This window comes from Candidatus Protochlamydia sp. W-9, from assembly GCF_001950615.1.
Lineage (GTDB): Bacteria > Chlamydiota > Chlamydiia > Chlamydiales > Parachlamydiaceae > Protochlamydia > Protochlamydia amoebophila.
Genome location: NZ_BCPZ01000345.1, coordinates 25,502 through 38,559, shown reverse-complemented (window position 1 = coordinate 38,559; position 13,058 = coordinate 25,502). Strand labels below are relative to the sequence as shown.

Below are 13,058 nucleotides of genomic sequence, written 5' to 3'. Positions count from 1 at the left end.
ACCTGAGTTGATTATATATAATCTGCACTACTTAAAAGTAGTGCTATATGTGCGACATCTTCATGCCTCACACAAGCTCTATTGTTTGCTTGCACATTGTCTTTCTTATACTGTCAAAACAATCTCGCATCGCTCAAGACGATCGCTATTCTTACGCGTTTTGTTTTTCAACGTTTATTGCGGAAGAGACTACTAACATACAAAATATTCATGTTTTATCGCAACACACTTTTTATCTTTTTTGTCTTTTCGTTTTCAAAACATATTTAAAGCTATTTTATTTTTTGATTGCTTTTCCAATTTTTGCAAACTTACTGAATTTTGAGTAACGACAATAAGAAAGAAGAAAAAACTATTTCTTCTCAGTAGTTTTGTTAGAACTCATCCATGCTATTTACCCTATTCAGCTTTGCTTATTAGCATTTAGATTTACGTGTGGGTTATATGATCCAACCGTTTACGAGAAAATATTTTTCTTTAAGATCGAGGTCTCTCATCTACGAACATGCCATGGGAATTTCAGATTCTTAAAAAAATGCTGGAAACCATGCAAAACTAGAACAGCAAAACAGATAAAGGATTGAATAAAGAAAAAAAGCAGCTAATTATTAAAAATTATAAAAAAATACAAAATTATGCCTCGAAATCAGTAGGGATAATAAAGCTCCAAGACGAAATAAAAATCTTCTTTTTAAAAATTCCATCTTTTGAATTCACCTGGATTTTTTTTCAATTATTCTTTCTATCTTTCTTTTGCTAAAACTAGTAGAGGGCAAAAAAAGCCGCCATTTAAGCACTCTTATGAATTAAGTTATTAATTACTTAGGCAAAGAATTTCTAAATTTAATGAGCGCTAATCGCTTTGTTTATTTAGAGAAGAACCTTCGGGATTGTCACTTATACTTACCAACCTAAAAAGCGATCTATAAACTTAGCAGAACAACACAACATCACCTATTATGAAAGGCTGCCTAAAAACCCAAAATGCAGGTTATTAAGAACTGGCTTCCTACTCAAGTTTGTCACTTAACTCCAGCATAATTTTTTAAAAACAGCGAATTTGCTTTTACTATTGCACAGCTTGAAAAGCTGCGCCATCAATCTCTCTTTGATGGACTTAGCCAATTTAACTACAAAGTAAATAAGAACATACTTGCACTTTATATTATTAGAATTTGTTGTTTGATTGAGATTATGAATGCGTCAAAAAAATTCCTAGCCAAACCCTTGTCAGGTTTAGCTAGAAGTCGTATTAAGGAATATTAAGATGAGGTGCAATGAGAACATCCATGAGTTGGTTGTAGGGGATCCTTATATTCTTGTGAAAAATCATCGTGGGATGCGAATCGATTGAGCAAAAAATTAACTCCCATTGAGTAAATGACACCTAAAACTAAAGTTTTAGCCAAAATAAAACTGACATTACTAAAAGTAAAACCTGTTCCATAACAAAAAGGAATACGAAATAAAACTTTAAGAGCTACAACAGTTGTAGTCACGAGAGTAGCTGTTGAAATGAGACTAATACAATGTCCTTTAAAAGTGGTAGGGGGATTAACTCCAAAGTATCCTCCTAATAAACCTCCTAAAAAACTAACTGGGGGGCAAACAGGGCACATAAATACTCCTCATTTATTGTTCGATATCATTTCACATGTATATAATTTAAATTTTAAATTTTTTCATTGAAATCGACAATTTTTATATCTTCAAAGAAAACAAAACAAAATTCAGATATATCTGCTTTATTTAAAAAAATATATACTCAATTAAAAATTTCTAAGAAATTTGTCATCATATTGAAGTTGCTATTTTCTTTGAAAATATCTATGCCACTGGTCAATTGATTGACATCCAAACTCACAGACAGATTAAAAGAAAGCCATGCATAACGATTTTGTTTTACGAACAGCAATTCCTGAAAAGTGGATAAAAAAACGATTATGGAAAGGAATTGTATGGAGTTTGCTTGGACTTATTCCAATGATTTATGTAGGAGGGTTTGCCGAATTACCTTTTCTTCAAAAATGGGGAATTTGGGCTTTTTTAATAGGCTTTGGACTAATCACTGCTGGTTTAGTTCCATATAAACAACTCATTTCTATTCAGCAAAAACCTCATGAATTAAGACTTTCGGAAACAGATCAAATTGATTACTATCTAAAAGGAAAAAAGGTCTTAGGTTTACCAATTTCTTCTATTAAACAAATTGAACATTATAATAAGAATCAAGTTTTTGGAATCATTATTAGACTCAAATTTCCTCTTGCTAATCCTTTTATTATCTATAGCCATTCTTTTAGTTTAGTGAATTTTCAAAAGAAATCATTTTTGGTTGAAAAAGCAGATATTTTTTTTCCTTATTTCACTCAACGCTCTTTTGATGAACTACAAACTTGGTTATTAACTGAGAATTGAGGTTTTTTGCAATAAATTTAGATTATAACCCCGTTTGAATAAGATCATGAATATGAAGCAAGCCAATTACTTGCTGTTCAAGGTTAAGCACAGGAAAAACAGAAATTCTTTTACAATAGTTAGCTTCCATCAATTTCATGGCTTCATAAGCCAGAAGATCTGACTCGATTGACCGAGGATTGGGTGTCATGATTTCAATCATAGAAGATTCTAGTACTTTTCCTCCCACTTTTTGCAACATTCTCCTTAAATCACCATCTGTAAAAATGCCGAGCAATCGATGATCGTGATCAACCACAAGAATACATCCGCAACGTTTGTTGGATAATTCAACGAGAACATTTGTTAATTGATCTTGAGGATAACAAATAGGAACTTTTTCTCCAGTGAGCATAATATCTTTAACCTTTAACGTCATTCGTTTTCCAATTCGACCTGAAGGATGATTTAATGCATAATCATTTAAACTAAAATTTTTTCTACGCATTAGTGCAGCAGTCACTAAGTCTCCAAAAAGCCCTTGAAAAATCGTTGACATCGTGGGTGCCATATCAAAAGGGCAAAGCTCCTCTTGAAAAGGAAGGGTAATCACATAATGACAAGCGGCTGCTAAACGAGATTGTGAGTTACAAACGACTGCGACTAAAATGCCCCCTTTATTACGAATAGGCGGTATTAAATTCAGCAGTTCATCGCTTTCTCCACTCTTACTTAACATAATAAAGATATCATCTTGAGAAACAATACCAATATCCCCATGAACAGCATCTGTTGGTGAGAGATATAAAGCTTTGGTTCCCGTAGAAACCATTGTAAGAGCAATTTTTTTAGCGACTAATCCACTTTTACCAACACCGGTAAAAAAAATAGATTTTTCAGTTTTTAGTAGAAGTTCCACTAATTTTTCTATAGCAATCAGATCCAACGTTTCAAAGTAATGATTGGTATAAAGACGTTGCTTATCAAGTATTTCTTTCAGCATAGCTACTTTCAGTAAGGTTTTGATTGGATTTTAAACAACGAACGGATTAGTCTCAAGTTTGATTGTTTAAAAATAAATTTATGGGAATTTGTGATGGCAGCACAACTGATACCGATTACTGTAGCCGAGGGAGATGGAATTGGGCCGGAAATTATGGATGCTACGCTAAGAATTTTAAAAGCAGCTGGAGCTCCTTTAGATATAAAAAATGTTGAAATTGGAGAAAAGGTTTATTTAAGTGGACAACCAACAGGAATTGAAAATTCCACTTGGGATTTAATTAGACAATCCAAAGCTCTTTTAAAAGCCCCAATTACCACTCCTCAAGGTGGTGGCTTTAAAAGTCTAAACGTGACCATTCGCACCACTCTAGGATTATATGCTAATGTGCGTCCTTGTGTAGCTTATTACCCATTCGTTGAAACCAAATATCCAGGCATGAACGTTGTGATTGTCAGGGAAAACGAAGAAGACCTTTATACTGGAATTGAATATCGACAAACTCCCGACGTCTACGAAGCACTTAAACTCATTACAAGACCCGGATGTGAGAAAATCATTCGTTATGCTTTCGAATATGCGCAAATCTATCACCGTAAAAAAGTCACTTGTTTTACAAAAGATAATATTTTGAAGTTAACTGATGGGCTTTTCCATAAAATTTTTGATGAAATTGGAGCCGAATATCCACAAATTGAAAAAGAGCATTGGATTGTTGATATCGGAGCAGCTAAACTAGCTGATACACCAACAGCTTTTGATGTAATTGTTATGCCTAATTTGTATGGAGACATTTTATCAGATGTTGCTGCTCAAATTGCTGGATCTGTCGGTCTAGCCGGATCTGCAAATATTGGTAATTCGGGAGCCATGTTTGAAGCTATTCATGGATCTGCGCCTAGACGAGCTGGACAAAATCTAGCCAATCCTTCAGGTCTTTTACTGGCTGCCATTCAAATGCTTGTTCATTTAGAACAAACGAATTCAGCTGAACTCATTCATAATGCCTGGCTAAAAACGCTTGAAGAAGGGATTCATACTTATGATATTTTTAAAGAAAAAACAAGTAAGCAGAAAGTTGGAACAAAGGAGTTTGCGAATGCCGTAACTGCCCGTTTAGGAAAAAAACCCGAAACATTACCCGCAGCTCACTATAGCACATCTTCTCATATCAAACATTCCAACTTTTCATCTCTTAAAAATTTCAAACAAGAATTATATGGAATAGACATTTTTATTAAATGGAGCGAAGATGTGGAAACATTAGCGACTCTTCTTCAATCCACGTCTAATCATGATTTAAAATTAAAAATGATCAATAACCGAGGTGTAAAAGTATGGCCAAATAAAATGCCTGAAACAACTTGCATAGACAACTGGCGTTGTAGATTCATATCTTCTACAAATAAAATCGTATCTCAAGAGCAAATTCTCAATTTACTAAACAGACTTGTACAAAAAAAACTTACGCTGACACAAACTGCTTATTTATTTGCTTTTGATGGACAGGCGGGTTATACTTTAGCTCAAGATGAACAATAAAAAGCTAATATTTAAGTCTGAGATGAGAATAAAATTTCGTTAATCAAAAAGTTTCAAGCAATAAATTTTTCATATTCTCTTTAATATGTTTTTTACCCCAATCTGCTACCCAATGAATAATGACAGCTTCGGGATTTTCTCCCTGAGCCATTCTCCAATTATAAATTTGAGGAAGCTCATAGATAGGAAAATTTTCTGATTGTATGATATCAGCTAAAAGGTCTGAATCTCCCGAGAAATAAGCATTACGTTCAATGATCGCCTGTGCCCATGTGGAAACAAGAGGTGATTGATAAGGATAAACCACTACACCTGCATTATAAATTTTTTGCCCTGGCCTAAGCAGACCTTCTTGAATATAATTTTTCAACGCAAATTCTGGTTGAGGCGCTATAGCAAATCCAGACTCATTTTGACATGTTTCAAATAGAGCATCAAGCGAACCTTTAATTTCACAATCGACATCTGTCCATACTGTTTTTAAAAAAGGGCTTTTAATCATTGCAAAAGGCTTTTTTAAACAAAGGGCTCTAATTTTCCAAAACTCTTTATTTAAAAAAAGAGATTGCCATTTTTCTCTTAATATTCGATTAATTTTATCAGGGGAAACGAGGAAATCCAGAGGTTCAGTAAAAGGAATGTAAATGCCTTTATCCTTACACCACTCCCTAGCGGCTGCTGACATTCCAAAATCTACAAAAGCGACAGGAAGATGGTTATTCGTTTGATAATGACTCCACCACCAAGGTAATAACCATTCCAAAGTTTGATCGCAAGCAATTAAAATACCTTTATCATATTGAATAAAATCTTTTGATAACCAATTCATTTTTGTAGACTCTGACATATTCTATGATCTTTATACCTAATCTATAAATAAAGCATAAATTAAATTTTCCCTTCGAATTCGACAAGTTCAGTATGGTAATATTTACGTTCGTCCAACTCGCCCTCTTGCTTAGCAATAAACACTGTCACTGCAGCATCGCCTAAAATATTCAATACTGTGGTAACCATTTCTCGTAACCGATCGATACCCACTAAAATAGCTAAACCTTCTAAAGGAAGTCCTAGTGAAGTAAGGACCGCCGAGAGCATCACAAATCCGCCTCCAGGAACCCCAGCGGTCCCGATGGCGGCCATGGTTGCTGTCATTAAAAGTGTAATGTAAGCAGAAAGATCTAATGGGATCGCATAGGCTTTTGCAATAAATATAGCACTCATGGCTTGAAAAATAGCTGAACCGTTCATATTCATTGTCAAGCCAAGAGGAAGGACAAAATTTGAAATATTTTTTGAAACACCTAAGTTTTCTTGTAAACAGTGCATGGCCACAGGTAAAGTTGCTGCGCTACTTCCTGTTGAAAAAGCCATCATAATGGCGTCACCCATTCCTTTAAAAAAAGGTAAAATCTGCAAATGTCCTAATCCTTTTAATAAAATAAGACTGTAAACAACTGCCAAATGAATGAGACAAGCTAAGTAATAAACGCCTAAAAATTTAAACAAAGGGATCAATAAAGAAATACCAAACGTCCCAGCGACCCAAGCCATGATGCCAAAAACTCCAATCGGAGAAAATTCCATCACTAATGAAGTTAAACGGTACATGACATCAGCTAAAGATTCTAAAAAGTTTTTTAAAGGAATTCCCTTTTCTCCAGAAAAATTAATTGCAATCCCTAAAAAAACTGCAAAAACAATGATTTGCAAAATACTTCCACTCGCTAAAGCAGCAACTGGATTGCTCGGAATAATTGAGACAATAATTTCACTAAAAGAAGGAGTTTTTGCTTCTATGATATTGACAGATGTTAAATGAAGGCCTGAACCAACTTGAAAAGAATTAGCAAATAATATACCGATTAAAATAGAAATGACTGTTGTAATGAAATAAATCCCGATCGTTTTACCCCCCACGCGCCCTAATTTTTGAGGATCGTGAATACTTGTGATTCCTATAGCCATTGAAGAGAGAATCAACAAAGGAATAATCATGTTGATCAAATTGAGAAAAATAGTTCCTAAAGGCTTTAATAAAGCAGCCCTTTCTCCCAAAATAATTCCAGCTAAAACACCTAACGCCAAACCAATGAAAATTTTCAACCACAACTTCATACTTTTAATTCATGCCTCGTCATTAAACAATTTGAAATAGCGAAAGATACTTAAGAAATTTTAGCTTCAGCCTGTGCAAGAAAGGAATTCCATTCGTTTTGCCCATCGATAACCGTTAAATCGATTTGAATCCAAGCAATTGGTAAACTTAAAGTCATTTGATCTGGTAATTTTACACGATCTTTCTCCGTACAAATCAACCACTCAGCCCCTAACTCTTTAGATTGTAAAGCAAATAATTCTAATTTTCTCTCTTTAATCTCATCGTGATCAGGTAAACAAAATTCTGAAACAACTTTTATTCCCTCAGACTCTAAGGTGCGCTTAAAATATTCTGGATGAGCAATCGCGCAAAACATAGCCACTTTAGTTTCATGTAAGTTGTCTATTTGGCATCCCTTTAAATCCCTTGGATGGCAGACTATTCCTTTGACCCCTACTATTGGAGCTAAACTATAAGCCCTAAGCTGATTTTTTACATTCTCAAACTGTTCTGCATCAACAATATTGTTTAAAATTAATAAATCAGCCCGAGATAAAGAGTGAACATCCTCTCTTAAAAATCCTCTTGGTAGATAATAACCTCGGCCAAAAGGATCTGAAACATCTATCACGACAACATCATAATCTCTAGCAATGCGACGGTGTTGCATAGCATCGTCTAACAAAATAACCTGAGCTCCAGCTTTGGCTGCTAAAAAAGATGCTTTTTTACGGTTCCTTCCAACAATCACAATCGATTTGGGAAAACGTTGAGCGTAAATATACGGTTCATCTCCGGAATAAGAAGCAGGAAAAATTGGTCCCTGCCCCTCACAAAGAATAACTGGTGTTTCTAATTTTTCTACTTTCGATCGATACCCTCGAGATAAAATAGCTAATGTGTAACGTTCATAAAAAGCTTGGGCAAGAAGAAGAGTGACCGGAGTTTTACCTGTTCCGCCAGCTACGATATTGCCAATACTAATGACCAAAGAGACGGGAGGAACGTATCTTTTCATCCATCCTTGATCATAAAGCCAATTTCGAATAGATACAATAAAACCATAAATCCAACTCAACGGTAAAAGTATCCATTTAATAAATGTAGATAATTTTCCTTTTCGTTTTTCTTTAATGATTTCCTTGAGATAAATTTCAATTTTTCTCAAAAACATGCAAAAAACCTTATTAAGCTCGATAAAAATGAATGATAAAATTTTAAAAACTCCCAATCATTAACATTTGATAAAATTTAATTTTTTGCAAATAAATGCACTTCAACTAATTCAATTATGAGATGGATAGCTGCCATATGAGCTTCTTGAATGCGATCCGATGTTTGAAACCCCTGAATAATTAATTCGAAATCAGCAACATCTTTCAACATTCCTCCGTCTTTTCCTAAAAACGCAATTGTATGCATACTTTGATTTTTTGCCTGCTCAAAAGCACGAATTATATTTAGAGAATTTCCACTTGTTGTGAGACCGATAAAAACATCGCCAGTTTTACCATAAGCCTCTACGCCTCTTGAAAATATCCATTCAAATCCTTTGTCATTGGCAGTACAAGTGATATGCCCAGGTTCAGATAAAGCAATGGCTGGCAAAGGTCGCCGTGCTTTTCTGAAATACCCTGTTAATTCCTCAGCAAAATGGCAAGCATCACATAAACTTCCTCCATTCCCAGCAAGAATAATTTTACCCCCATTTTGGAAACACGTAGCTAAAAGAAGAGCGGTCTGTTCTATAAAATTAATTGAAGAAGGAAGTTTGAGTTGTTCAACGGCTTTTATGCAATCATCGATTGCGTCTAATAAATTAGTTTGCATATCAAGAGATCTGGAGATTGAATTGATAAAGTAAATTATAAAAATGGTATCATTATTTTGACTCACTCTTCGTTAAGAAGCAAGGGTTTTCCTTTTTCTTAAACTGTGTTTTTTTTTAAATATAAGATGTTTTTTAGAATTTCTTTACGATGCCAACTAATAAGGATACCTATGACAGAAAAAAAACAATTTACCCTTCCTTTAGGATCTCAAGCTCCAAATTTTAATTTAAAAGCAACGGATGAAAAAAATTATCAATTAAGCGACTTTGATTCAGCTAAACTTCTTGTCCTTTTCTTTACCTGTAATCATTGCCCTTATGTAATTAACTCAGATGAAATCACGAGAAAAACAGTAGAAAAATATAAAGACCGAGGCGTTGACTTTATTGCTATTAATTCAAATAGTGAAACAACTTATCCGGAAGATTCTTTCCAAAATATGATTGAGAGAATGAAACAATACCGCTTTCCTTGGACTTATTTACATGATAGCTCTCAAGGCATTGCTTTTGCTTATGGAGCTTTACGTACTCCTCATTTCTTTGTCTTTGATGATAAACGTCGCCTAATTTACACTGGAAGAGCAGTTGATTCTCCTAGAGAGCCTTTAAAAATAACTGTTAATGACTTAGAAAACGCAATCGAAGATTATTTACATGAACGCCCTATTAAAAAACCTTTAACCAATCCAATTGGATGTAATGTAAAGTGGAAAGGAAAAGACAAGCATTGGATGCCTGATGACGCCTGTGATTTAACTTAACTTTCTATAAAAAATTAAATTTATAATTAAAAACCACTAATAATTTAAATAAATTATGGTTGCTTAATTTAATTACATTTTATTGTATTTAATTGTTTATTTTAAAATTTTATTTATTTATTTTAGTATTTGCATTGACAATTTTTTTGTTCCGAATTAAGTGTAAAACTCTATTATAAATACCGTTCTACATCAATAGATTTCAGTTTTAATTTTGATAATTCCCCTCTATATTTGTTCATCTTCATTAATTGTTGCAGCCCTTTTCTTGTTGATAATGTCCTTATCAAATTTATGATTCTTGTTCAACCGTCTTCTTCCTATCCTTTATTACGTACCAACCATTTATTACCTTTATCCAGAAAAAATTTACGTTTAACTACCAGTTATAATGATTTCTGAACATTAATAACCTTTAATAACTTGCATCATTCGATAATAAAATGGGATAAGCTAGAATCAACAAAGTTTTGAATTCCTTGTGTATAAAATCGATCTCCTCTAATGTTCAATTTCAATAAATTCATTCGTGTTAAGCAAATTTTTATACTTATTTACTCATTAATTGTTGAACTCACTAGAAAAATTTATTGAGTTACCATTAATTAATTTTATTTTATATGCAATTTGAACCGTTAAAAAAAGTTTTGCTTAGGAGGTAAAAACGATGTTAATTTCTATCTTTGCCATTGTTCTTGCTTATTTGACCCAGAGTTATTTTCCCTCCTTTAATCCTCATGCGTCTTTGATTTTAATCATTGCGGGAAGCCTTCTTGTTCTTTTACTAACAGTATTATCAATTACCCTTTCATTACTACCTCTACAAAAGCTTGAGCAAAACCTAGTTCCCAATCTTGTAGAATTATATAAACGCAATCGCTGGTTGAAAATCAATCGCTTTTGTCTTTTTTTATTTCCTCTTGTTTCGTTTTTTGCCGTAAATTGGATAAATTCAAATTCTTTTCAATTTAAAGAATGGATTATGCCCATTTGGCTGGTAACATTTGGATTGAGTTTAGATTTATTGAAATGCTATTGGCAAAACTTAATGCAATTCTTAAATCCAAGTGATTTTGTAAATATGCTTACAAGGCAAGGTAAAAAAGCTGTTCAAAATGAAAAAGATGACACTTTATGGAGTTGTTTAGATAATTTATCTGAAATAGCTGTAAGGTCTATTGAGAAAAGCAAAATTGCCCTTAGTACTCAAACACTCAAGTCTTTCCCTCCCATTATGGATGCTTTTTTTGCTTCTTCAAAAAGTATCAGCCGCATAAATGTTGATGCAGAAACAGAAAAAAAGACAGGTCGAGATGAAGCCAGCTTTACAATTTTTTATCTATTGCAAAGACTAGAACTTATCAATGATCGTGCTTTACAAAACCGTTTGGAAACTGTTTGTCGACAGATGATAATGACGATGGGAAAACTCATTGTATCATGTGCTAAATTTGATTTAACCATGGTGAATTTCCCAACACATTTTCTGACCAAATTTGGTTTAAAAGCTTTACAACATCATTTTGAAGAGGTGGGAGTATTAACAACGAGTACTCTACTTGAAATTGCCAAGACGATTTTAAAAGATGTCAACATCAATTATGCTGAATTGCAAAGTCCTTTTCAAGCTATTGTTAATGGATTGAATGCTATTGCCAAAGCGACGTTCAAAAAAGAGAAAAATACGAGCATCAAATTGCTAGTACAACCTTTTGAAGAGTTGAAAACAATGTTTCAAGCTGAAAAAATGGCTAATCATCCAGATACTTCTGTAATTATTCATGAGATTGACCGTATTTTGGAAGAATTTACAGTCCTAGGTCAAGTCATGCGTTCTATTCCTCCCATTCCCAATTTAGAAGATGATTTCCCTGCAACAGCAAATTCCAACCTAAAATAATTTATAAAAGTAGAGATTTTTCCTATTAAAAAGATTTGAAGTAAAGCTATGATAAGCAGTTTCAGAGATTAAAACTAAAAGGTAACGAAGTTTGAAAAAGCATAGTCTTTTGGTGGATGGGGTGTGAAATTTCTAAAGATTCGTGATGTAGAGCAATCGCATGGGGAATAAACGGGTATTGACTTCCATAGCGGATATCACCACGAATCGGACATCCTAGATGAGCGAGCTGAGCACGAATTTGGTGATAGCGTCCGGTTTCTAATTTGATCTCCAATAAAGCCCCTACGCTCTTTCGTTCTATGACACGATAAGTCAGTTTTGCTAATTTAGCTTGAGGATGTTTAGAAGAAACAACTTGGGCCTGAAAATCATTGTGAATAAGAAAATCCTCTAAAGTTTTTTGCTCGTCTACCGGAACAAAATCTACCCATGCGTAGTAAATTTTTTTTGTTTGTTTAGCGCGTACAGAAGCATTTAAACGAGTCAAAGCCTTACTTGTTTTACCAAAAACAACGATTCCACTTACCGGTTTATCAAGGCGATGCACAGCTTCTAAAAAAACATTCCCAGGTTTTTCATAGACGATTTTTAAATAAGCTTTCGCCTGTGATTCTAAACTATCTTGCGCGGTTCCACTCGGCTGGGTCAATAATCCTGCCGGTTTGTTTAAAACAAACAAATGATTATCTTCGTACACAATCGAAATAGAAGCTGTCATCTTATTTTTTCAACTGCCTCTGTCTAAGGACTTCATAAAGAAGAAGGGTTGTTGCCATTGCCACATTTAACGAGTCTGCCACTCCTATCATAGGAATACGCACTTGCATAGTAGCTTGTTTCATCCATCGCTCAGATAAGCCTAATTGCTCAGTACCGACTGCAATTGCAACTGGACTTGACAAATCTACTTGTGTAAATTCTTTTTCTGCATGAGGTGTCGCTGCTAAAATGCCGATCCCTTGCTTATTCAGCCAAAGTAAAGTATCTTCTCCTCTTGCTTCGACTGTAGGAACTGTAAAGAGAGTACCTACACTTGCCCGAACAACATTAGGATTATAAATATCTGTACATCGATCGCAAACAATCAGTCCATCAATCCCAACAGCATCGGAAGAGCGTAAAATTGTGCCTAAATTCCCCGGTTTTTCGATTGCTTCAGCGACAACAAAGAAGGGCGCCATTGGTTTTTTAGTCTTCAAAGACAAATCATCTAAAGTTAAATGTCTTTGAGGAGCGATTGCCAATAACCCATCCGGTCTGTCTCTGTAGGAAATTTTGCGAAAAACTTTTTCCGAACAATAAAAAAGTTCTGTTCCACGTGATGTCAACCTTTCAATTAAAGTAGGCTCATTCATTCCCAAAAAAAGAGCGGGACAAATGAATAGTAAATTCACTTCCCAATCCGCATCAGCAGCACGTAATAGTTCTCTATAACCCTCAATTAAAAAAGTTTGCGAAATATCTCTTTCGGGACGATCACGTAAATGTAATATTTGCTTAACCTTAGGATTTTGCAC

The 13,058-nt window shown here is 34.2% G+C and carries 13 protein-coding genes; 5 read left to right on the top strand and 8 right to left on the bottom strand.

Going from position 1 to position 13,058, the window contains the following annotated elements; genetic code table 11:
• Positions 1-196 (top strand): hypothetical protein (locus tag BU804_RS15005; protein ID WP_226996179.1); only part of this gene is annotated, 196 nt, incomplete at its 5' end.
• A 1,066-nt stretch (positions 197-1,262) separates the two neighbouring features.
• Here BU804_RS15005 and BU804_RS09625 read toward each other — a convergent pair.
• A complete protein-coding gene (locus tag BU804_RS09625; protein ID WP_075883895.1) occupies positions 1,263-1,619 on the bottom strand; it encodes a hypothetical protein in 357 nt (118 codons plus the stop codon).
• Between the two features lie 265 nt (positions 1,620-1,884).
• Between BU804_RS09625 and BU804_RS09620 the strand changes: the two genes are divergently transcribed.
• Positions 1,885-2,418, top strand: a complete 534-nt coding sequence (locus BU804_RS09620) for a hypothetical protein (RefSeq protein WP_075883894.1) — start codon at positions 1,885-1,887, stop codon at positions 2,416-2,418.
• Positions 2,419-2,440: 22 nt separating this feature from the next.
• Here BU804_RS09620 and BU804_RS09615 read toward each other — a convergent pair whose 3' ends face one another.
• Positions 2,441-3,400, bottom strand: a complete 960-nt coding sequence (locus BU804_RS09615; protein ID WP_075883893.1) for a KpsF/GutQ family sugar-phosphate isomerase — start codon at positions 3,398-3,400, stop codon at positions 2,441-2,443.
• Positions 3,401-3,493: 93 nt separating this feature from the next.
• Between BU804_RS09615 and icd the strand changes: the two genes are divergently transcribed.
• Positions 3,494-4,942: an isocitrate dehydrogenase gene (gene icd, locus BU804_RS09610; protein WP_075883892.1), complete on the top strand. Its 1,449-nt coding sequence runs from the start codon at positions 3,494-3,496 to the stop codon at positions 4,940-4,942.
• 43 nt (positions 4,943-4,985) lie between these two features.
• Here the strand turns inward: icd and BU804_RS09605 are convergent, their stop codons facing one another.
• The 4 genes from BU804_RS09605 to BU804_RS09590 all read right to left on the bottom strand — a co-directional run bounded on the left by BU804_RS09605 (position 4,986) and on the right by BU804_RS09590 (position 8,873).
• Positions 4,986-5,789, bottom strand: a complete 804-nt coding sequence (locus BU804_RS09605) for a hypothetical protein (protein WP_075883891.1) — start codon at positions 5,787-5,789, stop codon at positions 4,986-4,988.
• Positions 5,790-5,830: 41 nt separating this feature from the next.
• Entirely contained in the window at positions 5,831-7,060 is a 1,230-nt protein-coding gene (locus tag BU804_RS09600; protein WP_075883890.1) for a dicarboxylate/amino acid:cation symporter, read from the bottom strand.
• A 50-nt stretch (positions 7,061-7,110) separates the two neighbouring features.
• Entirely contained in the window at positions 7,111-8,217 is a 1,107-nt protein-coding gene (gene lpxK / locus BU804_RS09595) for a tetraacyldisaccharide 4'-kinase (RefSeq protein ID WP_011176331.1), read from the bottom strand.
• A 77-nt stretch (positions 8,218-8,294) separates the two neighbouring features.
• Entirely contained in the window at positions 8,295-8,873 is a 579-nt protein-coding gene (locus BU804_RS09590) for a D-sedoheptulose-7-phosphate isomerase (RefSeq protein WP_075883899.1), read from the bottom strand.
• A 171-nt stretch (positions 8,874-9,044) separates the two neighbouring features.
• Here BU804_RS09590 and BU804_RS09585 point away from each other — a divergent pair, with 171 nt between their 5' ends.
• Both BU804_RS09585 and BU804_RS09580 read left to right on the top strand, forming a co-directional pair.
• Entirely contained in the window at positions 9,045-9,638 is a 594-nt protein-coding gene (locus tag BU804_RS09585; RefSeq protein ID WP_075883889.1) for a thioredoxin family protein, read from the top strand.
• A 667-nt stretch (positions 9,639-10,305) separates the two neighbouring features.
• Positions 10,306-11,538, top strand: a complete 1,233-nt coding sequence (locus BU804_RS09580) for a hypothetical protein (protein WP_075883888.1) — start codon at positions 10,306-10,308, stop codon at positions 11,536-11,538.
• 61 nt (positions 11,539-11,599) lie between these two features.
• On the opposite strand, the gene BU804_RS09575 is transcribed toward BU804_RS09580, so the two are convergent.
• Positions 11,600-12,259, bottom strand: coding sequence for an RluA family pseudouridine synthase (locus BU804_RS09575; RefSeq protein ID WP_079988695.1), 660 nt, complete (start codon positions 12,257-12,259; stop codon positions 11,600-11,602).
• A 1-nt stretch (position 12,260) separates the two neighbouring features.
• Positions 12,261-13,058, bottom strand: coding sequence for a TrmH family RNA methyltransferase (locus BU804_RS09570; protein WP_226996178.1), 798 nt, complete (start codon positions 13,056-13,058; stop codon positions 12,261-12,263).